This window comes from Rufibacter sp. XAAS-G3-1 (assembly GCF_013623775.1).
GTDB lineage: Bacteria > Bacteroidota > Bacteroidia > Cytophagales > Hymenobacteraceae > Nibribacter.
This window is the reverse complement of sequence record NZ_JABFAM010000023.1, coordinates 48,728-74,941: the sequence shown is the minus strand read 5'-3', so window position 1 is coordinate 74,941 and position 26,214 is coordinate 48,728. Positions and strand designations below refer to the sequence as shown.

Genomic DNA, 26,214 nt, shown 5'->3' with positions numbered 1-26,214 from the left:
AAAGGAACAGAAGCAAGTATTCTAGCTCTCCATTAGTTAGGAGTTGTGCAACAGCTACCAATGTTAGGGGTAGGTATTTCTATTCTAGGATAGTCAGGACTTGTGCTATCACCTTTCTTCTGAAATCTGCCGTTACGGAAGTCTTCTTACCCAGTATCAGGCTTTCATTGAGAATAAATATCTTATGAAACCTAATGTGACTTTTAAGTTCAAGGGGCGATTCTTCGTAGTCTGTGCTGGTGATTTCAATAGACAGTCCGTCTCTTTTTATTCTGGAGGTGATTTGAACAAGGATATAGTCCCCAATGTCGTTAACTGCTTTATTTGAAATGATTAGAGCTGGCCTTGGTTTTGACTGTGAGCCGTCCGTAAAAGGAAAGTCTACCCACACGATGTCACCTTGCCTATAACTCATGCTTGAAAGAATTTCTCGTACCTACTGTCTTCCTTGCTGTCCCATTCCTCTGCTAATGATTGCTCGGAAATAAGTGTGGCAGGGTCTACCCCCTCTATTTTTTTCTCTTTTATGACCTTTACGAAATCAAGTCGGGTGAGAAAGCTTCTTAGTTTTGAAAAGTCTTGGTCGCTTACCGATATTTCTATAGTTCTCATAGTATTATCCTTTTTACGAATTTACGTTTTTTATCCCAGTCTGTTATTATTCTATGCATTACCGCCAACTTTCAAATATGACTAGTTACCTCCCCCGCCAAATCAAATAGCGAACCGCTCCTAGCACTGGTGCAATTCTGTGACAACCACGCAGCCGTTCTGGTCTGTGGAGGAATTTACGGTGGTGGTCACTCCACGTGGTCGTTGGTTTTCAGGATGCCAAACACCAGGGCAACCGTCAGGAACATCGTGCCTACTCCATAAAAGCGTACTTTCTTCTGATTCATAAGGTCTTCTTTTTGCCGCAGCCCCGTGCTGTTTCAAGGCCAATTTGTGAAAAACAGGCCGGAAACCAGATTACTTATTACCCGTGTACGTGATACGGTAAATGGCGTCATTCATGTCATCAGACACCAGCAGAGAGCCGTCTGGCATCACCTCTACATCCACGGGGCGGCCCCACTCTTTGCCGTCCTGCAACCAACCGGCCGCGAACGGCACAAAGCTACCCTTGCCCTGCGCGTTGGTGCGGTAGAGGCTCAGGCGATAGCCAATCTTTTCGGTACGGTTCCAGGAGCCGTGCTCGGCAATGAAGATCTGGTTTTTATAGGTCTCGGGGAACATGGCACCGGTGTAAAACTCCATGCCCAGGGTGCCGCCGTGCGGATTCAGATTCTGGACGGGCGCAGTATAATCTGCGCAGTCTTTGCCTTTGCCAAACTCAGGATCCAGGGTTTCGCCGGCGTGGCAGTACGGGTACCCGAAGTGCATGCCTTTTTTAGGGGCGCAGTTCAGTTCATCGGGCGGCAGGTTGTCGCCCATGAGGTCGCGGCCGTTGTCTGTGAACCAGAGTTCCTTGGTGGTAGGGTGCCAGTCAAAACCCACGGTGTTGCGCACGCCGCTGGCGAACACTTCCAGGCCCGAGCCGTCGGGGTTCATGCGGTTGATGGCGGCGTACACCGGTTCTTTTTTAAGGCAGATGTTGCAGGGGGCACCCACCGGCACGTACAGTTTATCATCAGGCCCAAAGGCGATGTATTTCCAGCCGTGGTGTTCTTCTGTGGGGAATTTATCGTAGACTACCGCCGGGGCGGGTGGGTTTTTCAGGTTCTGGGCGATGTTGTCATAGCGGGTGATGCGGCTGATCTCGGCTACGTACAACGCACCGTTGCGCAGGGCCACGCCGTTGGGCATGTTCAGGCCAGAGGCAATGGTGATGATCTCATCGGCTTTGCCGTCTTTGTTTCTGTCTGGCAAGGCATACACGCTGCCTTTGTCGCGGGTGCCCACGTAGAGCGTGCCGTCTGGCCCCAGCGCCATGGAACGGGCGTTCACCACCTTCTGGGCGAAGTAGCTGATCTGGAAACCGTCTGGCAGGGAGATCTTGGCCAGGTTGGCTTCAGTGGCGGGCTGCTCGGTGACGTTCTCAGAGGCGGTGTCCTGGGCGGCGGTAGAGGTTCTTTCGCCCTCTTCGTTTGCATCGGGCTTGCCCGAGTTAGAGGAACAGGCCAGTTGGCCCAGCAGCACCAGCAGGCTGGCCCCCAGTTTCAGTTGTAAGGGAAGTTTCATAGTTTTAGATTGTACGGTGTCAATTAGAAGGAAGACTGAAACAGGTCAATGCCGCCCCCTCTCTTCCGTTTTGGGGTTTCTTTGGCAAAAGTAGGCTCAAAACGGGGGTCTCCTTCTGAGGCGTATACGCAAAGAAACTTAGTTGGCTGTCTTGGCGCGGTGATTCCGGAGCCACGTGGCCACCGTGTACAGCAGGTTGGTGTGCCCCGTCTGCAAAACCACCAGGTTGTGCCGCTTGAGGGCGTTCAGGAACACCTGTAGCCGCTTCTGCGAAATAATCTGGTCGTACTTGCCCAAAAACACGTTCACCTCAATGTTGCTCTGGTTCAGGAGCCGGACAATTTTGCGGGTGTCAAAAGTCAGGTTGCTAAAGCCCGTCCAGCTGCGGTACACGCGCAGGCGCTTCTGCGGCGAGTCCATCTGCCAATGCGCGAATTTCACCAGCCCAGAGTTCACCCACTGTTTGCGCTCCAACCAGTTCAGGGTGTTGAAAAACCGGGAGGGCCGTAGCACGATGCGTTTGAACATACCTTGCAGCCAGCCTGGGTACGTGGCAATGCTGTAGAGTAGATGCGTTTTGATGCCGTCTGGGGCAATCAGGTACAGTTCGGCCATGCGGCCATGGAACTTCTCCAGCACCGTGAGCGCGAACTTGCCGCCCATGCTGAACGCCATCACCGAGAATCGCTCTATCTTCTCCTTCTCCAGCAAGCCCTGGATAAACGCCTGCAGCTTCTTTTTGGAGAGCGGCTGGTCTGCCTTGCTCAAGGTGCTTTTGGCGTGGAAGAAAAGGTCAATGGAAAACACCGTGTAGTCTGGTTGCAGCGTACGGGCCATGGTGTCATAGTAATGGCTCTCCTGCCCGTACCCATGAAACGCCAGCAGCGCCTTGGGGCCGTTGCCCATGACCCGGTAATGCAGTTTGGAGGATTTTATCTGGATGAAGGGCACTTTTTGGTTGTTAGTTTTTAGGGAACAAGGAAGCAGTACATACTTTGAGGTGGTTTATGCGGCAATTGTCTTGAGGGTATTTTTACGAAAACAGGCTAAAAAGGGCAGAGCTACACCTTTAAAAGATTTGATTACAGGTGCTATAATCTATTGGGTTTCTGTTTTCACGTTCCAGCTTATGCAGTTCAGCAATCCGCCGTGTTTAGCCACTTCATTGATATTTATTGTTTCTATTACTCTATCTGAAAACACCTCCTTTAGAATAGCGACAGCTTCCTCATCTTTGTTTCCTTCCACTTCAAAAACAGGCACTACAATTAACTTTCCTACTTCCAGGTAGTTCACGTAGCACCCAATTGCTGATTCTGGATGGTTCTTGACTTTGTGATCCACAAACGGCAAATCTATATAGTCAAGGCTGTAGCGGGAAAGCACTTTCTTCATTCCTTTTCTCCAATAGTCGTATTCATCTTCTAGGCGATTGCCTATCAGCGTTGTTCCGTCATAAAACCGTACTAGTCCATCTGCATGACCTGTCATGTCAGATTTTATCTGCGGAATGACAATAACCTCTACTTCCAAGAGGCTTTCCAATTCATTTATCAGTTTGGACTTGTTGGTGTAGGCTGGATTTTCGGTGAACACCCTGTCTGTAACAATCACCCTGTCTTTCCATCTCAACACGTTCCCTCCATCCAGGTTTATGCTGGAGAAAGCTGCCTGCATATGATTATGCGCCAGCGTTGTTCTTGGGTCTGTCTGTACATCTAAATCGTTTGCTAAGTAGGAAGGCTCATACCTGAACTGAACAAATTCAGATGCCTCTTTTTGAATGGGCATGTAGTCTCTACACCAAATATCCTTTGTTGAGTTGATGACACCATAGCTTATCTGGTGTTCTCTTAAAATGGAGCAAAGCCTATCAACAATGCCACTGGAACGGCCATCCGTAAACAGCAAATCTGAGAAAAAGACTTTGTTTGTTTCTCTATCTATTACCATTCAGGAAGAACTCTCTATATTTAAGAAGACGGTAATCATACGGCGAGGCTACCTTTTCACTCTGCACCAGACTTTTGTATTCTTCTAATCCAGCTATATACACATTGGCGGCCGGGGAAGGTGAGGGCAAAACGTAGCTTGGAATTTTTACCTCCGGGAAGTTCCTTAAAAAGTGCTTCTCAACAAATCTGCTGGTAAAGTAGATGGCTTTAATATCTGCGGCCAGACATTTATTGATACCTGCTTTGTTTATCTCTACTATCTTCAAGTTGGAATCTGAGCAGTTATCTTTTGTCCTTTCAATTTTAGAAGCTATGTCTGTGATGGCTATTGCATTCTTAGAGCATATCTCTAGCTTATCTTCCTTGGTAAGGCCAGGCATTTTGAATACCTCAGACAGCAATCTCCAGAAGTCGCTTTTGCCACTTCCGCTATAAAACCAATCTCCATAGTCATTGCCATTGAAGCAGGGGAAGCTTCCCAGCAGTAATTTATCGGCATTTGCGGGAAGGTAATACCCAAAGGGATGTACTTCTGTCATTTATTGTCTCTTAAGATGATACTCCATCCTTCTTCTCCCATGAGAATGATACGTGTGCAGCGCATTTGCATCCCGCCTCCCTGGCCTGTCCCCAATAGGGCGGAAGACACAGCGTTGGGAAAAGCGGACGCAAATCTATCTGGATTTCTAAACCTGACCAAACAAGACAAACTTCAACCCTCCTGCAACGCACCTCTGGCCCAAAGGCCTTCTTACTTTCTCTTCCGGTACCGGTTACAAATCCTTTTACCAGATTTCAGGCTCAGTTAATGCGGGAAACTCTGCCTTTTTTGGCTTGTTTTCCTGAAAACACCATAAAAACAGGGCTTTCCGCACCACCTTCGGCGTGTTCCCTTAACGGTTAACGGGTGCCGGTGAGGCGGCGGTTAGTTCCCGCTCAAAGTAAACCAAGTCTTTCTGGGAAGGGTTTTCCTGAACAGTACAGTAGTAGACCCGTTTCGCGAAACGCCTTACCACTAATTTCTGGCTCGGGTTTATTTTCGCGACAACTACCGTTCCCTGGGCATATTTGTTTTCCATCATTCAGGAAGATACGCAAAGGAAAGGCAGCAACGCGTATTCACTTCTACTATCTCCGTTTTCAGCCTATTTTCAGGAAAACAAGCCAAAAACCGCCGCAATCCGTTCACTTATTACCTGGTATTTCGCCGGGCGTTTACCCATCTGCCTTATGTTTATTAAAATACCTGCCATTGGGAGCATTCAGGAAATGATCCTCAACTCTGACTTCATCGTGTCTGTTACGCTGGATACCACAAAAAACGCCGGAGTTCTGGAAATAGAGCTTGTGAAGGGAGACCGCACCCAGGTGCTGGAGTATTATTTTGAGGAAGAGGGGGAGATGGAGATACTTTATGAAAAACTGAACACGCTGCTGGAAGCCAGGCAGATTCTGCTCTTCTAGGTTCATGAGCCGTTTTTTCCTACCGCGAGTAGCTCACACAAAAGTCTATTAACGACCTTTCTGTGGGTGTTTTAATTAATAAATTAATATATAACAATAGACCCGGTTGTTTTACCTGTTCCCGCGTATAGCCAAACAGAGTATAATTCTATAAGAATATGAAAACCAAGACCTTATTATTCACTTTATTGACCGGCGTGCTCTCTTTTTTCACGGCCCAGGCTTTTGCCCAAAGCACCCAAAATGAGCAGGAACAGAAACTGGAGCAAGATTCTGTGAAGGACAAAGCCGTGGGAGACAAGAAACGCCTGGACGATTTGGCTAGCCAAAGAAAAACCACGCAAACCGATGCCAAAGCCGCCAAAGCGAATTCAAAGGAGGCCGACCGGATAGAGAAAGATGCGACTAACGCCGCCAAAGAGGCCAAGCAAGCCGCCAGAATGGAAACGAAAGCCCAGCGCAACCGGGCCAACGCCGATAAACAAGCCAAAAAAGCCACCCGGGCCGTAGAAAAGTCAGCCAATAATTAACCGCTGATCTTCTCCATACCTTCAAAGCCTCTCCTTACCGGAGGGGCTTTTCTTGTTTCACACCTCGGCAGTAGCCTTCCCTAAGATGCAAAAAGCGTTTCGGGGCTGATTTAAGGAAATCAGCCCCGAAACGCTTTTATAATTTGGTGGTTCTGGAAAAGTAATGATAGACTAAAACAGAGCCCTCGCTCGCGGGACGCGAGCGAGTAAAATCGCTCTTAGGACTACTTATTCTCCACCGTCGTGACCCGGCTCGCCCGGCCAGCGGCGTCAAAGGCGGCTAGTTTCACAGTCCCCTTTTCTGAAATAGGCCCAGCATAGGCTTTGCTTTTCAGGGTGGGTTGGGTTCCGTTGGTGGTGTACCGGATGGTCAAACCGGGCATCTGCACATTGGCCAGCACTTTGCCGTTCTGGGCAGTGGCCCCCACGGTAGGGATGCGGAAATTGAACCCTCCGGCAAAATAATTCAGGCGGGGCAGCTCGCGCTTGCCCAGTACGTTCACGAATTCAGACCAGGCTTGGCTGTAAGCGGCCTTGCTTTGCCCCGATTCTGGGTTGGTGGCCCAAACCGGGTCTGGTGCCCAGGCCCTTTCTGCCAAGCCCAGCAGTTTAGGCAACAGCATGTATTCCAGGCGCTCCGGCGAGGTAATCATTTCGCTCCAGAGCGGGGCCTGCAGCCCCACAATGTTGGCGCGGGCGGCAGGGTTCAGCTGCTCTTTGCCGGCGAAGGCGGCATTGGAGGTAAGGGGCTCGTTGTTATCGTTGACCCGTATGCTTTTCATGTAGTCAAACGGGATAAAATAGAAAGGCTTGTCCACGTCCATAAACCCGCCCCAGTAGAGGCCCGGCTCGTCGTACTCCCTTTGGTAGGCAAGATCCATGTACAGGTGAGACACGTTGGTCAACACTACTTTGTAACCGGCGTTGGCCATGCGGTACGGCAAGTCCAGGTTGGCACCCTGGTTGTTCCAGACATCCACGTGGAAATTCTCTTTCACAAACTCTGGGTTGGCCACATACGATAACCTGCCGTTGGTTCTCACCTTGCTCAGGCCAATTTCCTCCCAACCCGAAAGGTACAGGCCACGGGCCTTCACCAGGTCATTTACCTTCCTAAAGAAGTAGTACCACAGGTCATCCACGTTTTTCACGTTGGCATTACTGGCCATCAGGTTCTGCACCACCGGCGACTTCTCCCAAACCCCGTTAGGCACCTCGTCACCCCCAAAATGGATGGTCTGGATGGGCGCTCCGGCTTCTTTGTACATGGCCAGCAGTTCATCGGTCACTTTCTCCAGAAAGGTATAGGTAGACGGCAGGGCCACGTTCATGACATTGTCATTGAAATACTGCACCGAGCGGTACACCGATTTGTCGTTCACGTCCCGCAGCATGTACTGCTCGGCCTCGGCTTTCTTGCCTTCCTTCATGAGCCGCTCGTAGCGGGCATCCATGGACTTGATGGCGGCGCGGGCGTGGCCGGGCGTTTCAATCTCCGGAATTACCTTGATGTGGCGGGCACGGGCGTATTTCAGGATTTCTATGAAATCGGCTTTGGTGTAATGCCCGCTGCCGCTGCGATTCTCCACGTCCGGCCCCGAGCCATAAGACGGTTGCAGGAAGTTCTTCTCATCGGTAGTGTGCCCTCTGCGACCACCCACCTGGGTTAGCTCTGGCAAGCCCGGAATCTCAATGCGCCAGCCTTCGTCGTCGTTCAGGTGGAAATGCAGGACGTTCACTTTGTAGAGCGCCATCAAGTCCAAGACCTTCAACACCTGTTCCTTCTTCTGGAAATTACGGGCCACATCCATCATGTAGGCTCTATGCCCAAACCTAGGCGTATCTTTCACCTGCACGCCGGGCACGGCAATAGAGGCTTGTTTCTTGGCCAGGGCCGAGGGTGGGAGCAGGGTTTTCAACGACTGCGTGCCGTAGAAAGCACCGGCCGGGGTAGTAGCGGAAATCACAATCTCCTGCGGCGTTACCGTCAGTTCATAGGCCTCGGCCCCAAGTCCGTCCCTTTTCTGCAACCGGATGGCTTTTCCCGTGCCGGTGCTTCTCACATCTGGCTTCTTGCCGAAAACTGTGCTTAGGTGGGCCGCCAACAAGGAAGCCTCGTTCTGGAACGCATTGTCTGCCACCACTGGCACGGCGGCGGTTAAGGTAAAGGTTTGTCCGGTTTCTTTGTACTGCACCGGGGTGGGGAACACCTTGGTCAGTTTTTCGGCGGGAATGTCTTTGATACTGCTGTTCTGGGCATAGATGTCTTTGGGTTCAATCCAGCCCACCATGTTTTTGGAGGGTTTCAGAATCTGGGCATTTTCTATGGTATAGCCCTGGGTCTTGTCTTTGTCCCAAACCAGGTAGAAGCCGCGGGGTGCCCTGGACTCATTTATGATCTGTCCGGCGGCCACAAACTCAATGCGTTGCGAGGCTCCGGGGGCCAATCCTTTGAAGGTATTGGTAGGCACCATACGCAGAAAATCGCCGTTGACAGATTCTGTTTTTACGGGCGCATCAGCTTCTTTGGGCTTAAAAGACGGGGTGCTATGGAAGTAGATACTCCACCCGCTGGCGGGCAACGCCTCTTTTCCGGTGTTCTTGATGGTCAACACTGAAAGGGATTGGTTTTTTCCCTGGTGTTTTTCTTCTATCACTTCCCAGGTAAGACTTACCTGGTTGGTACTTGTTCTTTTGGTCTCTCCCTGCGGAGTGTTGGTTTGGGCAGCTCTGGGTTGATTCTGCCCGGTAGAGCAAATGGACAGCAGGCACATGGAGAGGAGAAGGAGATGTTTCATCTGGAGCGCTTTTTGACAATAACGTTTTTTCAGGCTGGCTATTTCTTCTAATGGCTTCGCCGTCCTTTGAATCGCTAAATATATCACAACCTTACCAGATTCCTGTTTTTATACCTGCATATTCTATTTTCCCGCAGCTTTTGCTTGATTCTGGATTGATTTACCGACGAAAGGCAACAGAAAAGCCGTTTTCAGCCTGATTTCTGAAAAACTGGCTGAAAACGGCTTTTGCTCCTATTTGAACTATCCCACTTGGCCGCGCAGACGCACCTACGTTAGCGCCCCGTCTGGACAATTGCTGGTTACGTGTTACAATTTAGACACGCCGCCAGACACCACAAACTTCATCACTTCACTGCTCGGGATTTCCAGATACGTCACATTCTCGCGGGCCACCAGGAACAGCTCCCCTGAGAAGTTGTAGGAGTGCGGAAAGTAGACCGCCACTTTATCGGGCAGGTGAAGGGCATCCATGGAAAGCTGCGTCACGAAACCCAGTTTATAGGTATCATTGTACTGGGTCATTTTCACCAGCACCGGTTGGTTGAATTTCTGGTTTTCGCCCACAAACGCATCAAACAGGTCTTTGAGCGAAGAGTAGATCATGTTTACCAGCGGTAGGCGGCTCATGATGCGCTCGGTTAACACCAAGAGCGGCTTTACGAAAAACGAAGAGCCTATGTACCCCACCAACGTCACCAGAAGGATGATGAGCAGCAACCCCAATCCCGGATAATTCAGCCAGAAAAGATCATCCAGCCAATTAATGATGGCTACAATAATGTAAACGGTTAAAGAAAGAGGCGCAACAATGAGAAAGCCATTTAAGAAATAGCGTAAGATTTTTTTCATACACAGAAAGATAGTAAAAAAGCCCCGTCTCCGGGGCTTTCAAATATACTGAGTCTCTAATATTTTGTTTTAAAGAATTATGCAATTACCGGGTGCTGCGCCTGAATGGCATCTGCTACCTGCTGCATGAGCCACATGGGCGTGGAGGTTGCCCCGCAGATTCCTACCGAGGCGGCGTCTTTAAACCACTCCATGTCCAGTTCGTCGGCGTTCTCTACAAAGTAGCTTCTGGGGTTTACGCGTTGGCACACGGCGTAGAGGGCTTTCCCGTTGGAGCTTTTCTTGCCGCTCACAAAGATGACCACGTCATGGTGCTGGGCGAATTTGTCCAGTTGCGGTTCCCGGTTAGACACCTGGCGGCAGATGCTGTCATTGGCATCCAAATCAAACACCTCAATACCATTGGCCCGCACCGCTGCCACGCGCTCTTCAATCAGCTCTTTCATGCGGTAAAAGCCTTTGGTGCTTTTGGTGGTCTGGCTGAAAAGGGTGATGGGGCGGGTATAATCCAACTGCTCCAGGTCTTCCTCGGTGGTGATGACAATGGCTTCGTTGCCGGTCTGGCCGGCCAGGCCAATTACCTCGGCGTGGCCCTGCTGCCCGTACAACACAATCTGGCCGTTGTGGGCTTTTACGGAGTCATAGGCGTGCTTTACGCGGTTCTGCAATTTGAGCACCACCGGGCAAGAGGCGTCAATCAGTTCCAGGTTGTTGCGCAGGGCGGTCTGGTAGGTTTCGGGCGGCTCGCCGTGCGCTCTGATTAATACTTTGCAGTCGTGCAGCTGCTCCAGTTGCTCGCGGTCAATGATGCGCAAGCCTTTGTTATACAAACGCTGTACTTCCATGCTGTTGTGCACAATGTCACCCAGGCAGTACAACTCAGACACTTCATTCAATTCATCTTCGGCCATCTGGATGGCGAATTCTACTCCAAAACAGTAGCCCGAATTCTTATCTATGGTTACGTCCATTTTTTTGACTCAAGTAGCAAGACACAAGTAGCAAGACAAAAAGTAAGAGGTAGATTCTGCGGCATAAGGCCCGCCACCTCTCTTATTTAAACAACCGGTTTACTGGGCAAGTTCTTTTTGCAGCAGCGCAGAGGCCACTAAATCCAGCACGAAATCTACCTGCTCATCAATGGTGATGTGGGAGGTATCCAGCACATGGGCATCATCAGCTTTTTTAAGAGGGCTTTCGGCGCGGGTAGAGTCAATGAAGTCTCTTTTCTTCAGGTTCTCTACAATCTCGTCATACGGCACCAGCTGGTTTTTCTCAAACAGTTCCTGCTGGCGGCGGCGGGCTCTTATCTCCACATCAGCGGTCATGAAAACCTTCACCTCGGCGTCTGGGAAAACGGCGGTTCCTATGTCGCGGCCATCCATCACTATGCCCCGGCGCTTGCCCATTTTCTTCTGCTCGGCTACCATGGCGTGGCGTACGGGTGCCAGCACGCTCACTTCGCTCACCTTGTCTGAAATGTACATTTTCCTGATTTCGTCTTCCACGTTCAGACCGTTCAGGAACACCTCGTTCCGGCCCGTTTTTATATTTCGGTGAAAAGTGACTTCAATGGTATCTAAGGCTTCCTGCACCTTTTTGGGGTTGGTGAGGTCAATGTAGTGCTCCAGAAAATAAAGCGTAACGGCCCGGTACATGGCACCGGTGTCTATGTACGCGTAGCCAAGTTCTTGTGCCACTTGCTTGGCGGTGGTGCTCTTACCGCACGAAGAGTGCCCGTCTAGGGCTACAACAATCTTCTTCATACCAGTGCCTTAGGGTGAATTTAATTAGCAATCTTTGGTGGGGCAGGGAATTCCCTTGCCCGAGCGCTGATGACGTTGAAAACTCTTGGTTTTCTTACTCAATGAGGTGGATTTGCGCGTACAGGCCGGACTAACGGCCCCCAACAAAAAGCACCACAGCAGCCCCAAGGAAAATATCTTTCTCAAAACCATTAACTTTGACTGCAAAGATATACGTATTCTGCCGGAACCGCTACGGGTTTTTACGCACCCACCCGTTTCCGGATTACTTTTCTGAAAACTCCTTAAAAACATCCCATGGCTACCCCAAGATTCTACAAAATGAGCGGCAACATCATAGACATCCTGCACCAGGAAATCTACCAGGGCACCCTGGAGATCATGGACGGTCAGATTGCCAGGATCATACGGGAATCCGTAGCCGAAACACACTACCTGTTGCCGGGGTTCATTGACGCGCACGTGCACGTGGAGAGTTCCATGCTGGTGCCGTCTGAGTTCGCGCGGCTGGCCGTGCCGCACGGCACCGTGGCTACCGTGTCTGACCCGCACGAGATTGGCAATGTGCTGGGCCTGCCAGGCGTGGAGTACATGCTGGAGAACGGCAAGAAAGTGCCGTTCAAGTTTTTCTTCGGAGCACCGTCTTGCGTACCCGCCACGCCTTTTGAAACGGCCGGGGCCGAAATCACGCCCGAGGACATTGAGGAGCTTTTTCTTCGTCCCGAGGTGAAATACTTAGCGGAGATGATGAACTGGCCCGGCGTCCTGAGCGGCGATGACCTGGTGATGCAGAAGATAACGCTGGCGCAGAAGTTTGACAAGCAGGTAGACGGCCACGCCCCCGGCCTGCGGGGCGAAGCAGCCAAAGCCTACGCCGCCGCCGGTATGACCACCGACCACGAGTGCTTTACCGCCGAGGAAGCCCGCGACAAACTGGCCGCCGGCATGAAGATTCTCATACGCGAAGGCAGCGCCGCCAAAAACTTTGAGGCCCTCATTGAACTACTGGCGGAACACCCAGACAAAATCATGTTCTGCTCTGATGACAAGCACCCCGACAACCTGGTGGAAAGCCACATCAATGAACTCGTGAAGCGCGCCTTGGCCAAAGGCCATGAGTTGTTCCACGTGCTACAGGCCGCCTGCGTGAACCCCGTGCAGCACTACAAACTGGAAGTGGGCCTGCTCCAGGAAAAAGACCCCGCTGATTTTATAGTGATAGACAACCTGGAAGATTTCAACGTGCTCAGAACCTATATAGACGGGAAACTGGTCGCTGAGAATAGCCAGAGCAAGATTGAATTCACGCCCAGCGAAATCATCAACAACTTCCACGCCCAGCCCAAAACCGTGGAACAGTTCGCGTTTCCGGCGCAAGATGCGGTGAAAATACGCGTGATTGAGCCGTACAATGGGCAACTGGTCACCGGCATGCTGCTGCTGGATCCTAAGATAGAGAACGGCAACATTGTAAGCGACCTGGCGCAGGATGTCCTGAAGATGACCGTGGTGAACCGCTACCAGAACACCCAACCCGCTATTGCTTTCATCAAGAACTTCGGGCTTCAACGCGGCGCCATTGCCTCCAGCGTTGGCCATGACTCGCACAACATCATAGCCGTAGGCGTTGACGATGAAAGCCTGTGCCGCGCGGTCAATCTCCTGATTGCCGCCAAAGGCGGAATTTCGGCGGTAGCCGAAGGAAGAGAGGAAATTTTGCCCTTACCGGTAGCGGGCATCATGTCGGGGGAGGACGGCTACTGGGTGGCCGAACAGTACGCCAAGCTAGACCGCACCGCCAAAGAACTGGGCAGCACCCTTACCTCGCCTTTCATGACCCTGTCGTTTATGGCCCTTTTGGTCATTCCAGCCCTGAAACTGAGCGACAAAGGTTTGTTTGACGGCCAGCATTTTGCGTTTGTAGAGGTGACGAGCAACTCCCGGGAAGGAAAATAAATTCACGTATGCTGAGTGGGTTGGCCCAAAACTCCCCTTCTCCCAGTTATAGAGAAAAGCCCCACTGATGCGTTTCTAGCCTGTTTTCAGGAAAACAGGCTAGAAACGTAGAAACCTGTGAGGTCTTGGAGACCTCACAGGTTTTGGGGCTGTTTTTCGGAAAATGGGCCTGAAACGTTGTTGGCGTAGACCCTCGCAGGAGCTGCGCACCCTACGAGGTCTTTGGAGCAGGCGGCATCGCGGAAGCTGGCTGTTCCAAAGCGCTGGCGCGAGACTTCAGTCTCGTGACCGAGGGATGAAGCGGGTCTCCAGACTCGCCGGAAACCACCAACAGCACTGCGGAGTGTTAGACAGAAGTAAAAAAGCTTTCAGCCATGAAACAAACTGTTTCTGAGCACCGATGCCGCCCGAAGCCGGGGTATTGTAAATCGCAACTTGAGTTATTTCAGTAGCCTTCTGGCAAAGGACCGCTTTTACAAGGATAACATTTCTTTCTGTAGGACGGTAAGCAATATGTTGTTTCCTTTGATTTGAGCTTCCTGGACTCACTGGGGAAGAAGCGTATTCTTTTGTGCAAGAAGCTTCTTCCCGCCGGAACTGTCATTTAGTAACTCCGCATGATTTGTTAACAGACGTACTCCTTTTTTTAGTTGGAATTGTGGTCAGCACCTTCGGGACGATGGTGGGCTTTGGGGGCGGAGTGTTCATGGTGCCTATTCTGATCATGTTCTTCCAATTCCCCATTGAGTTGGCCATTGGCACGGCTATGACGGCTTTGTTGCCGGCCGCCCTGGTGTCTTCGGTCTTTAACTTCCGGGAGAAAAGCATTGATTACGTGGTGGCGTCCCTGCTACAGTTTCCGGCCATGGTGGGCACGGTGATTGGGGCTTTTCTGGTGGCGTATATGCCGGTGTTGCAGATGCAGGCGCTGTTTTCTTTGTTTGTGCTGTTGGTGGGCATTTACATGCTGGCCACCTATAAACAGAAGAAAAAGCGGGAACGCGGCATGATGTACCGCCTCAACCGGATGCCCACCTCCTTCATCAGAAAAAACCACCCCAAGCACATGGCCTATCGGCTGAACGGTAGCCTGATGGCTTTCTTCGGTTTGTGTACTGGCACCATTGCGGGCCTCTTCGGGATTGGCGGGGGGTTTCTGCAGACCCCTATCATGATTAGGGCTTTCAAGATTCCGTCGCAGATTGCCATTTCTACCTCTTTGTTTATTCTGGTGGTCACCAGTCTCTCTGGTATTTCTTCGCATTATTGGTTAGGCCATATTGACTGGAGCAGGAGTTTGCCCTTGATGCTGGCCTTCGCGCTGGGGGCCTTGCTGGGGAAAACAATGAAGGGCACCAGTTCTCCCACGCAGCAATCCTCTGAAAAACTGATTGGCATAGGTTTGATGTTGGCCGGCCTCAGTGTCATGGTTCACATCATCCTTAAATACGATTTCTAATAGCGAGGTTCCTTTCTGTGCTTTGGCATCTGCTTGGGACTGGCCTCTTTGGGGAGAATTGGTAAGTGCACGTCTTCTGCTGATCCCTTGGCTTGGCTGCTTTTTGCGTGGGTGCAAGTGCTCATTGTTTCATCTTTGGCGGTATGCGCTCACGGCCGCGGAGCCCCGTCTTCCCCTCGCGCACTGCCCTTTCGGCCTGAGGAGTCTGTTGCTCTTAGCCTCTGCCTGTCCAGGGCCAAAAGCGAGGCGCGCTCGGGGAAGACTGGAACGGGGGAAAGGAGCAGTGGTTTGCGGTGATGATTGAACCTGTAGAGACCAGGCTCTGCCTTGTCTCTTACACGCATTCCTTTCTTCTGTAAAGGCGCATTCCCATCTTCTGTAAAGTAGAATTCCCCTCCTGGGAGGGGTAGGGGTGGGTTCTGGCGCTCCATCATTTTTTCCAAGGCACACCTGTCATGCAATAATGGCATAATGACTTTTGCGCATGGGTTACTTCCATAAAAAAAGCCGGTGGTTTTGGCCCCGTTTTCTAAAAACGGGGCCAAAACCACCGGCTAATAAAAATTTCTAAGTCCTATTCCCGCACTTACTTTTTCTCAGGCCTATTCCCCTTCTTCCTGAAAATAGGCATCCAGAAGGTCTTGCATTTTTTGGGTGGTGAGGGGCTTGGTGAGGTAGGCGATGTTGCTGGCGGCGGCGCGCTCCGTGTCCTGGCTGTGCTCAGAGGTGGAGAGCAGGGCCAGCACTATGTCTTTCCGGAAGCCAGCATTCAGCTTCTCAAACAGCGAGAGAAACTCAAACCCATTCATGACGGGCATGTTGATGTCCAGCAGGATGAGCGACGGTTTAAAGTAATCGGGCGAAGACGGGTCATAATGTTCCGCACTAATATTGTAGAGGTAGTCAAACGCCTGCTTGCCGTTCCGGAACTCCCGTATCTTGTCTGTAATTTCCATTCTGTTCAGCAAACGCTGGTTCAGGAAATTGTTCGTGTCGTCGTCGTCAATGAGCATGATGCCCTTTAATTTTCTCATATCCGTGTTCCGGTCTGTTGGTCATGGCGTACAAAATACAGCAGAAAGGTAGTTCCTTCTCCCAGAACGCTTTGTACCTCCACTTTTCCGCGGCTGTTGTCCATGATGCGTTTAATAATATAAAGTCCTACACCGCTGCCCTCTACGTGGTCATGAAACCGGCGGAACATAGAAAACAGATGCTGGCCGTATTGGCTTAGATCCATGCCCATGCCGTTGTCCTGCACCCTTAAAACCAGGTACTGATCCTGTAAACTGCTGGAGAGGGAAATTTGCAGCGGCCGTTGCGTGTCGCGGTATTTGATAGCATTGGAAAGCAGATTCGTAAGCAAACTGTAGAGGTTGTCTCTGGAAAAGTAAACCTCTGGGGCTGCCGAGAAATCTGCCTGCAGGTTGGCGTTTGAGAGGCGCAATGGCTCTGCCAGCCGCTCTTTCACCTGTTCCAACACCAGGGCGAAAGAGACCATCAGCAAATGCTCTTCGGCTATAGGCCGCTGGATGCGGCTTACCTCGGCAAGGTTGTTGAGTTTGCGGTGGATGCTGGAAACGGAATCATCCAGCCGGGCGAAAAGCTGGTTCAGCTCCTGGTTACCGGGTGGCAACTCTTCCCTGATGGCTTCTACCAGGCCCGTTACGTTCAGCACCGGCCCCTTCAGGTCACGGGAAGCGTAGTAGACAAAGTCATCCAGGTCGGCGTTTTTCTTAACCAGTTCGTAGTTTTTGGAGATAAGCTGCTTTTCGGCGCGTTTGCGGCTTTCCACTTCGCGCTCCAGTTCCCGGGTGGCGGTAATGGCCTGCGCGCTGCGCTTCAACACCCGGTCTTCCAGTTCCTGCTGCGCCTCGCGTAAGGCAACCTGGGCTTTTTCCTTTTCCTCTACCTGCGCCCTCAGATCTTCATTGGTTTTCTTCAACTGCCACTGGCTGGGAATGGCCATCATAGCCGGAATGGCCCTGAACAGCAGAAAAGCCCCTACCAGGGCAATAACCCCAAATATCAATCTTAGCGTCAGGAGCATGTCACCGCTGGCGGAGCCCCAGAAGTTGAGGGCGTGCACGGCCCCGCCCATCAGGGCAATGACCCCAAACAAGGCCAGTACCACCTTCCGTTCCCGGTCATCGCGCCGGAGCGCCAGGTAAAACAGAATGGCGGCTACCAGAAAATAAGCGGTTACTACCAGAACCTCCCCTACCAACACCAACCCATTGGGGTCAGAAATCTCTGCCGGAGTAGTGACGATGGAATGGGAAGAATTTTGAAAAAGAAGCACTGCTTTGGTTTAAAATGTTCGACTTGCTTAGAGTGTGTTTAAAATTTGACTATTGCGCGGCAAACGGCCATAAAGAGAACCTGCCTTCGCACTTTTCTCACCTTCGTAGCGCTGCCACGGGGCCCAAAAACTGCTTGGCAGAACCTTGCTCTAGCCGTTTTCGGCCAGTAAACCCAAAGTCTAAACATGCTCTTAAAAACGGTCACTTGCGCCACAAAGTTACCGCCGTGAAAGGTACTGGATAAATGCTCTTCGTTGCCACGTGAAACGGCTGCCTGTTGTGTTGTACAGGCAGCCGTTTTACGTGGGTTTTTAAGAAAACAGCCTTGAAACCGAAGCGTTAGTCAAGATAACCTTGCGCCCGCATCCAGTCATCGTTGTAAATCTTGGCCAGGTAACGGGTACCATGGTCGGGTAATACCACTACCAGGGTATCGTTTTCGGTGAGGTGCTCGCGGGCGTATTCCAGTGCGCCGTGTACCGCAGAGCCAGAAGACCAGCCCACAAAAAGACCTTCTTCCTTGGCCAGGCGGCGGGTCATCACCGCACCGTCTTTATCGCTTACTTTGATGAAAGTATCAATTAAATCGAAGTTCACGTTTTTGGGCAGAATGTCTTCACCAATGCCCTCGGTGGCGTACGGGTAGATTTCGGCCTCGTCAAAAACGCCGGTCTCTTTGTATTTCTTGAACACCGAGCCGTAGGTGTCAATACCCACCACTTTGATGTCTGCCTTCTGCTCTTTCATGTATTTGGAGATGCCGCAGATGGTACCGCCCGTGCCCACGCCAGAGGCGAAGCAGGTGATTTTACCATCAGTCTGTTTCCAAATCTCGGGCCCGCTGGTATCATAGTGGGCGGCGGTGTTGGAGAGGTTGTCGTACTGGTTGGGGTAGAACGAGTTGGGAATCTCCTGGTTCAGGCGCTTGGCCACGGAGTAGTAGGAATCTGGGTGCTCAGGGGCCACGTTGGTAGGGCACACCATTACCTCGGCCCCTACGGCTTTCAAGATGTCAATCTTCTCCTTGCTCTGCTTGTCTGACATGGTGAAGATACATTTGTAGCCTTTGGCGATGGCGGCCAAGGCCAATCCCATCCCGGTGTTGCCCGAAGTACCTTCAATGATGGTTCCGCCCGGTTTCAGGATGCCCGCTTTCTCGGCGTCTTCCACCATGCGCAGGGCCATCCGGTCTTTCACTGAGTTGCCCGGGTTGAAATATTCTACTTTCGCCAACACAGTGGCTTTTACTCCGTCTGTGACGCTGTTCAGTTTTACCAATGGCGTGTTGCCAATGGCCTCTATAACATGATTGAAATACATACCTTATCTCTTGGTGGTTGACTCTTGGAATCAGGCACAAAGGTAACCAAAAATTTAAGACCTGCCGGACAAGGTGGCTGCCAACTGATTACCACCGCGGATCATAGAAACTGGTGGTGTCTCTGAAGAAACGATTATACCGCAGGCGCGCCTGCCGGATGGAATCTTGCCGCATCATAATGCGCTCCAGCTCTTTCTGGCGCTCGCGCTCTTCCATGAGCTTGGCCACACGGGTGCGCTGCCTGCCTTCCTTGGAGAACTGCTCATACAGGAAACTGAGGGGACTGGTAATAAGGTCTGGGGGCGTAGGCGGCCCCGGCGGAATGATGATGCGCGGCACGGTCACGTTCATTCTGGGTTTGGGCGGCGCAGGCCGGGGTTTCATGTTCCGGAGCACCCGGTCAACTTTCTCGGGCGACAGCGGCGACACCCTCACTTCCCGCAGTTGCACGCTTTCCTGTTGCAGCAAGATGTTCACCCGCAACTCAGTGACGCTGCGCAAGGCGGGCACGTAGATTTTCTCGGCAAACCCCAGCGCCCTGAACACCACCGTATCTGCCGATGAAATCCTGATCCGGAAGGCTCCTTTTTCATTGGTGGCCTGGCCTTCGCCGGTGCTTTTAAGGTACACAGACGCGCCCGCAATGGGGGCTTTGGTATCTTCCCGCAACACCTGCCCGCTCACCCAGATATTGTGGCCCGTGGTTTGGGCAGCGGCCTCTTGTAGCCCCAGCAGGCTTACCATCAAAAAGAATATAAAGCAGAAACGCTTACTCATAGAATACCAGAAGGGCAGAAAGGGCCATGAAAAAGGCTTGCCTTTCTTACGGGCAAGCCTTTCAAAGATAATGAGAGAACGGTTAGTTCTCCAGTTTTATTTTAGTATCGCCGGACTTGTACTTTACCTCGTCCTTCTCGCGCTTCAGTTTGGCGTCATCGGTCTTTATCTTAGACTCACCAGGCTCTTTCTTCACTTTAACATTGTCAGTTTTGAGTTTGGATTCGTCCCCGTCTTTCTTCACTTTGATGTTATCGGTTTTGAGTTTAGACTCATCCCCGTCTCTTTTCACTTTGGTGTCGCCGACTTTCAGTTTGGCCTCATCGCCGTCTACTTTCAGCTTAGAACCGTCCTGCGCTTTGTATTTGGCCTCGCCGCTGTAATATTTCTGACGGTTGGCCTCGTACATTTTGAATTGCGCCGGAGTCAGGAAGCCTTTTACTTCCATGTCTACGTTGGAGTTGATGGACTCTATCTCACTATAATATTGCGTGGGATAGTCTTCGGGGTAGCCGGTTACCTCTACCGAACCTTGTACGGCCATGCCGCTGTCTACCACGTTCTCTTCGTCCACCAGCAAGTCATTGCTGTCTGCGGCCATACCGGCACTCTGGTTGGTGCTACTGAAACGGGTTTCCAGTTCATCCATCATGCGGGCGCGGTTGTACATCACGGTTCTAATGCGGGCCTGGGTAGCCTCGTCTAAGCTCAGATCCTGCGAGATTTGGGAAGACACGCGGGTTGCCCTCTCCCGTGACTCCTGCTCATAGTTGTAAACCGTGGAAGAATCATTGGTTTCGCCGGAGGCGTTGTCTGGCGTGCTGCTGTCGTTTTCGTTGGTTTCAGTGGAGGTGCCTCTGTCTTCACTGCAAGCGGAGAAAGCCAGGGCTCCTGCCGCCATCATCATGAACATGTACTTTTTCATAGTCTTATTTTTTGTTGGAACAGCGCGGCCAAGTAACTTGGCTTGTTCCCACCGTTTTACGGCGCCGTTTATGGCAGGTTTTTACCAAATTGCACTTAAACCATAGAACCCTGCGCAACAAAGCCGCTGCCTGCTGCTTTCTGAAATGAAAGATTCCTGCTTTTGGGCTGTTTTCGCAAAAACAGCCCAAAAGCAGGAATTGTACTCTGACTGAAAAATTCTGGGAAAGAAATTTAAACCATCCGCCACAGAATGGCTTATTAGCCTCTCTTGAATTCAAATACCGTGATCTCCGGCAAGAAGCCTACGCGCCCGTGGTAGCCCAGAAACCCGAGGCCCACGTTCACATACAGTAGCTGCCGCCCTTTTTTGTAGAGCCCGGCCCACTGTTTGTACACGTACTGCACCGGGCTCCATTTAAAACCGGGAATGTTCACGCCAAATTGCATGCCGTGCGTATGGCCAGAGAGCATCAGGTCAATGTCAGGATATTTAAGGGTTACTTCGCCGTCCCAGTGCGAAGGGTCATGCGAGAGCAGAATCTTCACCGGGTACTGCTCTGTACCGGCGTAGGCTTTGGACAGGATTCCGTACTTGGGGAAGTTCATGCGATGGCCCCAGTTCTCAACGCCCAGCAACGCAATCTGCTGCCCGTTCCGTTCCAAGACGCGGTGCTCGTTCAGGAGCAGATCCCAACCGGCGGCGCGGTGATGTTGCTTAAGGGTGTTCAGGTTCTGGATTTTCGCCTCACGGCTGCCCCAGTTTACATAGTCGCCGTAGTCGTGGTTGCCCAAGATGGAAAAGACACCGCTGGGCGCTTTGATTTTCGCCAGCGTTGGGATATACGGTTCCACCTCAGAAGCCACGTTGTTGACGATGTCTCCGGTGAACACCACCACATCGGCGGCTTGTTTGTTAATGAGGGCCACCGCTTTCTCCAGCGGCTCGCCAGAATGGAAACTCCCCGCGTGCATGTCGGTGATCTGTACCATCTTGAACCCGTCAAAGGCGGGCGGCAGATTGGGAAGCCTGATGGTCACTTTCTTTACCTGGTAGTCATACGCGCCCTTCACCATGCCCCAGATAAGCGACGCGAACGGAAGCGCGCCCATCACCAAGGCCAGTTGGCTCATGAATTTATGCCGAGACACATCAAACTTAGGTTGCTCCGGCCCGCGCACGGTGTTGGAAATCCACTGCACCAATCTTACCAGGTCATCCAGGAACAGGAACAGCACCACCACCAGTTTAGAGACAAACAAGATGAACAGCACATTGGCTACCTGCATGCGCACCGGGTTTGGGGCCGAGCCTCTAGTAAGCAAGGCCAGCAGCAGCGTACCTAGGGTAAAAAGGCTGACGGCCCAGTAAAGCACATAAACCGCCTTTCGGGCACCGGGCGCAAAACTGGTCGTCGCGGTACGCACGGCCTGGAAAACATAGATATCTATTACTAAAACGAGTACTAACGTGACAACCAGTCTGAGCATATATTTTTTAAGGCTGAAGGAAGGCAGCAAATGTATGTTGCTACAACGGAAGGTTTACGGGAAATTGTAAGGCTCAGGTGAACTTATTCTTACCCATGGCACTTGTATCTCAAAAAGTAGCCTTATTCCCGGAAAATAACCCTAAAACGCATGTCTGTTGCCTACGCTCCCGCACCGCTTTCCATCAAGTCCTGGGCCGAAGAAGACCGCCCGCGCGAGAAACTCCTTCTAAAAGGCCGCGCCGCCCTCTCAGACGCTGAACTGATTGGTATCCTGATTGGCTCTGGCACGCCCAAGCTCAGCGCGGTGGACGTGGCCAAGTTAATCCTGAACGCGGTAGACAACGACCTAAACGCGCTGGCCCGGCTTACGGTAAAGGAGCTGCAAAAGCACAAAGGCATCGGCGAAGCCAAAGCCATTTCTATTGTGAGCGCCCTGGAACTGGGCCGAAGACGCAAAGAGGCCGCGCCCGCCGTAAAAACCCGCATCACCTGCTCCACAGATATTTACGAGTACATTCGGCCGCACCTGCTGGACTTACCGCACGAGGAATTCTGGATTATCCTCCTCAACCGGGCCAACACCATCATGAAGAAAATCCAGATCAGCAGTGGCGGCGTGGCCGGTACCGTCGCCGATCCCAAACTGATTTTCAAGCACGCCCTGGAGAATCTGGCCAGCGCCATTATCCTGGTGCACAACCACCCCTCGGGCCAACTGAAACCCAGCGCCGCTGATATTTCCCTCACCAAAAAGCTTCAGGAAGCAGGCAAGGTACTGGACTTACCCATTCTGGATCACTTAATTTTCACCGACAACAGCTACTACAGCTTCGCCGATGAAGACTTGCTTTGATGGTTGGTTGTAGCGGCGTTACCCTGTAACGACGTTACGGTGGCTCGTTTTTGGCCTACTTTTAGAAAAAGAGGCCTAAAATGCTTCCTTTCTTCATCTTATCAATTTCTTTCCGACCTTTGCGGGCTCAAAGCCTTAGTTCATGAAAGGATTCAAATACATCATCATTATTGGCGTGCTGCTCATTGTGGGGTACTTAATGAAAGACCTGTTCTTCAACGATGAGAGCTACAACCAAGCCGTCCTGAAATACCGGGAAAACAAAGACCTCACGTTTAGAAGCCTCACCCGCTCTCCCCTGCCAGATTCGCTGCGGCGCGCCTTCAACAAACTCACCTATTTTGCCCCGTCGCGGGATTTTGAAATCGCCGCCGATTTCACGCCCGAGGAACACGCCGAGCCGGTGGCCATGCCCATGACCACCGGCACGCAGGAACCTTACTTTGTAAAAGGGAAAGCCTCCTTTGAACTGAACGGCCAGGAACACACGCTCACCTTGTTCCAGAAAGCCGGTTCGGTGTCAGACACGCTGTTCATTCCTTTCACTGACCAAACCAACGGCTTCGAAACCTACGGCGGCGGCCGCTACCTAGACGCTATTCCCAACGGCCAGACCATTGTGCTGGACTTCAACAAAGCCTACAATCCCTTCTGCGCCTACAACCCCGAGTTCGCCTGCCCCATGCCCCCCGCCGAAAACCGCCTGAAAATGAAAATTCCGGCCGGAGAGCAAGCGTTTGCGAAGTAAACTTCGCGAGTCCTGAGTCTTGAGTCTTGAGTTCTGAGTGAATAAAGAATAACAAAAAGCGCTGGCACGAGTCAGAGACTCGCGCCACGCAGCGAAAACGGGATAGCTGATTGGTGAAGTCTGCTACTCCGTCAACCGCTTTCCCACCACCCCGCCCTTCGGGCACCCGTCCTAAACCAGGAGGGGAGTTTCTTTATCCGCCATCGCTATACCGCTTGCACGGCAAGCGTTTTAGGGCTGTTTTTCCAAATTCAGGCCGAAATCGCGTTTCTTTCCTTTTCGGGAAGTTCTGCTGCCGCCTACAAAAAATCACTCCTTTCCGCCCATGTTTACCAGTTTTTGGTAATTTTGAAAATTGTAGCCGCAAAACGGCTTCGGGTGCGGCGTGGCTGCACCTGTCCTTACTTTGATTTAACACCATGCGCATTTCCCTTGATTGGCTGAAGACCTTAATCGCGATAGATAAACCCGCCCCGGAAGTGGGCCAACTCCTCACCAATGCCGGTCTGGAAGTGGAAGGCATTGAAACGGTAGACGTGGTGCCCGGCGGCTTGCAGGGCATGGTCATTGGCGAGGTACTCACCTGCGCCAAACACCCCGATGCCGACAAATTGAGCGTCACCACCGTAGACACCGGCGAAGGCGAACCCAAGCACATTGTGTGCGGCGCGGCCAACGTAGCAGCGGGCCAGAAAGTAGTCATTGCCACCGTTGGCGCCACCTTGTACCCGGCCGGCGGCGAACCGTTCCAAATCAAAAAATCTAAAATAAGAGGCGCGGTTTCAGAAGGCATGATTTGCGCCGAAGACGAAATTGGCCTGGGCACCGACCACTCCGGCATTCTAGTGCTGGACACCGATTTGCCCAACGGCACTCCGGCGGCCCAGTATTTCGGGTTGGCGTCTGATGAAGTGTTTGAGATTGGCTTAACCCCTAACCGCGCCGATGCGGCCTCGCACCTGGGAGTAGCCCGCGATTTGCAGGCTTTATTGAAGACCCCGTACCAACTGCCTGACCTTTCCGGGTTCACCGTAGCCAACACCAACCTGCCTATCTCGGTGGAAGTGGAAAACACCGAGGCTTGTCCGCGCTACGCGGGTGTGAGCCTCTCGGGCGTGACCGTGCAGGAATCGCCGAAGTGGTTGCAGCAGAGATTACGGGCTATCGGCTTGTCGCCGATTAACAACGTGGTAGACGTGACCAATTACGTACTGCACGAGCTAGGCCAGCCCCTGCACGCCTTTGACGCGGCAAAAATCAAGGGCGGCAAAATCATCGTGAAGAACGCCGAAGCCGGAGCCAAGTTCACCACCTTGGACAGCGTAGAACGCACCCTGCGCACCGAAGACCTGACCATCAGCAACGCCGAGGAACCGATGGTATTAGCGGGCGTATTCGGAGGTTTGCAGGCGGGTATGACCGAGGCAACAAAGAACATCTTCCTTGAAAGTGCTTACTTCGCTCCGGCCGGTATCCGGAAAACCTCACAGACACACGGCATCAAAACTGATTCCTCTTTCCGGTATGAGCGCGGCACTGACCCTAATATGGTCATCACAGCTTTGAAACGGGCAGCGTTGCTCATTCAGGAAGTAGCGGGCGGCGAAATCTCTTCGGAGATTGTGGACGTGTACCCTACGCCAGTAGAGCCTACGCAAATCAGGGTGAGTTACGCGCGGGTGCACCAATTAATCGGGCAACACATCGGCGAAGCCAGAATCAAAGAGATAATGACCGACTTGGGTATTGGCATTAAAGAGGAAACCTCTGAGGATTTATTGCTTTCTATTCCGCCGCACAAGGTAGATGTGACCCGTGAAGCCGATGTGGTGGAAGAGGTGCTGCGTATCTACGGGTACAACAACATTCAGCTGAGCGAGAATTTGGCGGCGAGTTTCCTGGCTAAATTCCCGAATCCTGACCCCGAGGTAATCACCAAGCGGATTGCTGATTCTCTGGCGGCCAACGGGTATCTGGAGACTATTACCAACTCGCTCACCAACTCCAACTACTACAAAGACGCGGAAGGCAACACCCCGGCCGAAATGGTGCCTATTCTGAACTACAACTCAGAAGATTTGGATGCCATGCGCCTGACGCTGGTGTATTCGGGCTTGGAGGTACTGCGCCACAACATCAACCGCCGTCAGCGTGACCTGAAGGTGTTTGAGATTGGCAAGACGTACCGCAAAGACGGCGAGAAATACAAAGAGAACAACTACCTGGTTCTGTTCCTAACGGGTAACCGCGCCGCCGAAAGCTGGCAACAGGCTACGGCCAAGGCATCTTTCCATGACTTGGCCGGACAGGTGCAGCAGGTCTTGACGCTTTGCCGTCAGCCTACCTTCACTACCCAACCCACCCAGCATCCGTACCTGGCCGGGGGCGTTACTTACCAGAAAGGCGATGTGACCTTAGGCCACATCGGGCTGCTGAAAGAGAGCGTGTGCAAGCAGGTAGATGTGAAAGAGCAAGTGTGGTACGCCGAGCTGAACTGGGACTATCTGCTGCGCAACTACAAAGAGAAACTGGTGTTTGAAGAACTCTCCAAATTCCCGGAAGTGCGCCGCGATTTATCTTTGGTGGTGGAAAAATCCGTATCTTTTGACCAAATCAGGCAGGTAGCCCAGCGGGTAGAAAGGAAATTGCTGCAGGAGGTGAACGTGTTTGACGTGTACGAAGGCGACAAGATTGAAAGCGGCAAAAAAGCCATTGCCATCAGTTTCACGCTACAGGACAAGAACCAGACCCTCACCGACAAAGTGATTGATTCTACCATGAGCCGCCTGATGCAACAGTTTGAGCACCAATTAGGAGCCGTAATCCGGAAGTAA

Annotated in this window: 23 protein-coding genes and 1 pseudogene; 7 read left to right on the top strand and 17 right to left on the bottom strand. The window is 51.9% G+C overall.

Translation table 11 applies throughout. The annotated features are described in order from the left end of the window. Nucleotides 1–79 precede the first annotated feature (79 nt). The 7 genes from HHO50_RS21645 to HHO50_RS19645 form a co-directional block, all read right to left on the bottom strand. On the bottom strand, nucleotides 80–415 hold the full coding sequence (locus HHO50_RS21645) for a type II toxin-antitoxin system PemK/MazF family toxin (RefSeq protein ID WP_181308727.1): 336 nt from the start codon (nucleotides 413–415) through the stop codon (nucleotides 80–82). Beyond that, nucleotides 412–612 (bottom strand): hypothetical protein, encoded by a 201-nt coding sequence (locus tag HHO50_RS19670; protein ID WP_181308725.1) that lies wholly within the window; start codon nucleotides 610–612, stop codon nucleotides 412–414. Before HHO50_RS19670 ends, HHO50_RS21645 begins: the two co-directional genes overlap by 4 nt. A gap of 357 nt (nucleotides 613–969) precedes the next feature. Then, nucleotides 970–2,181 (bottom strand): sorbosone dehydrogenase family protein, encoded by a 1,212-nt coding sequence (locus tag HHO50_RS19665; RefSeq protein WP_181308723.1) that lies wholly within the window; start codon nucleotides 2,179–2,181, stop codon nucleotides 970–972. Between the two features lie 138 nt (nucleotides 2,182–2,319). After that, nucleotides 2,320–3,132, bottom strand: coding sequence for an alpha/beta fold hydrolase (locus HHO50_RS19660; protein WP_181308721.1), 813 nt, complete (start codon nucleotides 3,130–3,132; stop codon nucleotides 2,320–2,322). Nucleotides 3,133–3,279: 147 nt separating this feature from the next. Next, entirely contained in the window at nucleotides 3,280–4,134 is an 855-nt protein-coding gene (locus HHO50_RS19655; protein ID WP_181308719.1) for an agmatine deiminase family protein, read from the bottom strand. Continuing rightward, nucleotides 4,121–4,675 (bottom strand): hypothetical protein, encoded by a 555-nt coding sequence (locus tag HHO50_RS19650; protein WP_181308717.1) that lies wholly within the window; start codon nucleotides 4,673–4,675, stop codon nucleotides 4,121–4,123. Before HHO50_RS19650 ends, HHO50_RS19655 begins: the two co-directional genes overlap by 14 nt. Nucleotides 4,676–5,029: 354 nt before the next feature. Next, entirely contained in the window at nucleotides 5,030–5,218 is a 189-nt protein-coding gene (locus HHO50_RS19645; protein ID WP_181308715.1) for a hypothetical protein, read from the bottom strand. A gap of 148 nt (nucleotides 5,219–5,366) precedes the next feature. Between HHO50_RS19645 and HHO50_RS19640 the strand changes: the two genes are divergently transcribed. Both HHO50_RS19640 and HHO50_RS19635 read left to right on the top strand, forming a co-directional pair. Beyond that, entirely contained in the window at nucleotides 5,367–5,600 is a 234-nt protein-coding gene (locus tag HHO50_RS19640; RefSeq protein ID WP_181308713.1) for a hypothetical protein, read from the top strand. 158 nt (nucleotides 5,601–5,758) lie between these two features. Then, complete coding sequence (locus HHO50_RS19635; RefSeq protein WP_181308711.1) at nucleotides 5,759–6,130, top strand: hypothetical protein; 372 nt, start codon at nucleotides 5,759–5,761, stop codon at nucleotides 6,128–6,130. Nucleotides 6,131–6,354: 224 nt separating this feature from the next. Here the strand turns inward: HHO50_RS19635 and HHO50_RS19630 are convergent, their stop codons facing one another. From HHO50_RS19630 to cmk, 4 genes are all read right to left on the bottom strand, one after another. Then, entirely contained in the window at nucleotides 6,355–8,928 is a 2,574-nt protein-coding gene (locus tag HHO50_RS19630; protein ID WP_181308709.1) for a family 20 glycosylhydrolase, read from the bottom strand. A 309-nt stretch (nucleotides 8,929–9,237) separates the two neighbouring features. Further along, on the bottom strand, nucleotides 9,238–9,780 hold the full coding sequence (locus tag HHO50_RS19625) for a DUF502 domain-containing protein (RefSeq protein ID WP_181308707.1): 543 nt from the start codon (nucleotides 9,778–9,780) through the stop codon (nucleotides 9,238–9,240). A 77-nt stretch (nucleotides 9,781–9,857) separates the two neighbouring features. Beyond that, entirely contained in the window at nucleotides 9,858–10,751 is an 894-nt protein-coding gene (locus HHO50_RS19620; protein WP_181308705.1) for a 4-hydroxy-3-methylbut-2-enyl diphosphate reductase, read from the bottom strand. Nucleotides 10,752–10,850: 99 nt separating this feature from the next. Then, entirely contained in the window at nucleotides 10,851–11,546 is a 696-nt protein-coding gene (gene cmk, locus HHO50_RS19615; RefSeq protein WP_181308703.1) for a (d)CMP kinase, read from the bottom strand. A 297-nt stretch (nucleotides 11,547–11,843) separates the two neighbouring features. Between cmk and ade the strand changes: the two genes are divergently transcribed. Together ade and HHO50_RS19605 are read left to right on the top strand one after the other, a co-directional pair. After that, nucleotides 11,844–13,502, top strand: coding sequence for an adenine deaminase (gene ade, locus HHO50_RS19610; RefSeq protein ID WP_181308702.1), 1,659 nt, complete (start codon nucleotides 11,844–11,846; stop codon nucleotides 13,500–13,502). 622 nt (nucleotides 13,503–14,124) lie between these two features. Beyond that, entirely contained in the window at nucleotides 14,125–14,961 is an 837-nt protein-coding gene (locus HHO50_RS19605; protein ID WP_255478832.1) for a sulfite exporter TauE/SafE family protein, read from the top strand. Between the two features lie 602 nt (nucleotides 14,962–15,563). Here HHO50_RS19605 and HHO50_RS19600 read toward each other — a convergent pair. The 6 genes and pseudogenes from HHO50_RS19600 to HHO50_RS19575 all read right to left on the bottom strand — a co-directional run bounded on the left by HHO50_RS19600 (nucleotide 15,564) and on the right by HHO50_RS19575 (nucleotide 21,777). Next, the gene (locus HHO50_RS19600) at nucleotides 15,564–15,995 is read right to left on the bottom strand and encodes a response regulator (RefSeq protein ID WP_181308700.1); all 432 of its coding nucleotides are present in this window, start codon (nucleotides 15,993–15,995) and stop codon (nucleotides 15,564–15,566) included. Continuing rightward, nucleotides 15,992–17,263 carry a HAMP domain-containing sensor histidine kinase gene (locus HHO50_RS21640; protein WP_181308698.1) on the bottom strand — a complete coding sequence of 424 codons (1,272 nt, stop codon included), beginning with the start codon at nucleotides 17,261–17,263 and terminating at the stop codon, nucleotides 15,992–15,994. The genes HHO50_RS19600 and HHO50_RS21640 overlap by 4 nt, the downstream gene beginning before the upstream one ends. 343 nt (nucleotides 17,264–17,606) lie before the next feature. Continuing rightward, a pseudogene (locus HHO50_RS19590) lies at nucleotides 17,607–18,584 on the bottom strand (PLP-dependent cysteine synthase family protein); the annotation flags it as partial. Nucleotides 18,585–18,672: 88 nt separating this feature from the next. After that, nucleotides 18,673–19,362 carry a carboxypeptidase-like regulatory domain-containing protein gene (locus HHO50_RS19585; protein ID WP_181308695.1) on the bottom strand — a complete coding sequence of 230 codons (690 nt, stop codon included), beginning with the start codon at nucleotides 19,360–19,362 and terminating at the stop codon, nucleotides 18,673–18,675. A gap of 82 nt (nucleotides 19,363–19,444) precedes the next feature. Further along, on the bottom strand, nucleotides 19,445–20,287 hold the full coding sequence (locus tag HHO50_RS19580; protein ID WP_181308693.1) for a hypothetical protein: 843 nt from the start codon (nucleotides 20,285–20,287) through the stop codon (nucleotides 19,445–19,447). Between the two features lie 260 nt (nucleotides 20,288–20,547). Further along, nucleotides 20,548–21,777 carry a metallophosphoesterase gene (locus HHO50_RS19575; RefSeq protein WP_181308690.1) on the bottom strand — a complete coding sequence of 410 codons (1,230 nt, stop codon included), beginning with the start codon at nucleotides 21,775–21,777 and terminating at the stop codon, nucleotides 20,548–20,550. Between the two features lie 150 nt (nucleotides 21,778–21,927). Here HHO50_RS19575 and radC point away from each other — a divergent pair, with 150 nt between their 5' ends. From radC to pheT, 3 genes are all read left to right on the top strand, one after another. Continuing rightward, nucleotides 21,928–22,632, top strand: coding sequence for a DNA repair protein RadC (gene radC, locus HHO50_RS19570; protein WP_181308688.1), 705 nt, complete (start codon nucleotides 21,928–21,930; stop codon nucleotides 22,630–22,632). 142 nt (nucleotides 22,633–22,774) lie between these two features. Next, a complete protein-coding gene (locus HHO50_RS19565; RefSeq protein WP_181308686.1) occupies nucleotides 22,775–23,380 on the top strand; it encodes a DUF1684 domain-containing protein in 606 nt (201 codons plus the stop codon). A gap of 419 nt (nucleotides 23,381–23,799) precedes the next feature. Beyond that, nucleotides 23,800–26,214, top strand: a complete 2,415-nt coding sequence (gene pheT / locus HHO50_RS19560) for a phenylalanine--tRNA ligase subunit beta (protein WP_181308684.1) — start codon at nucleotides 23,800–23,802, stop codon at nucleotides 26,212–26,214.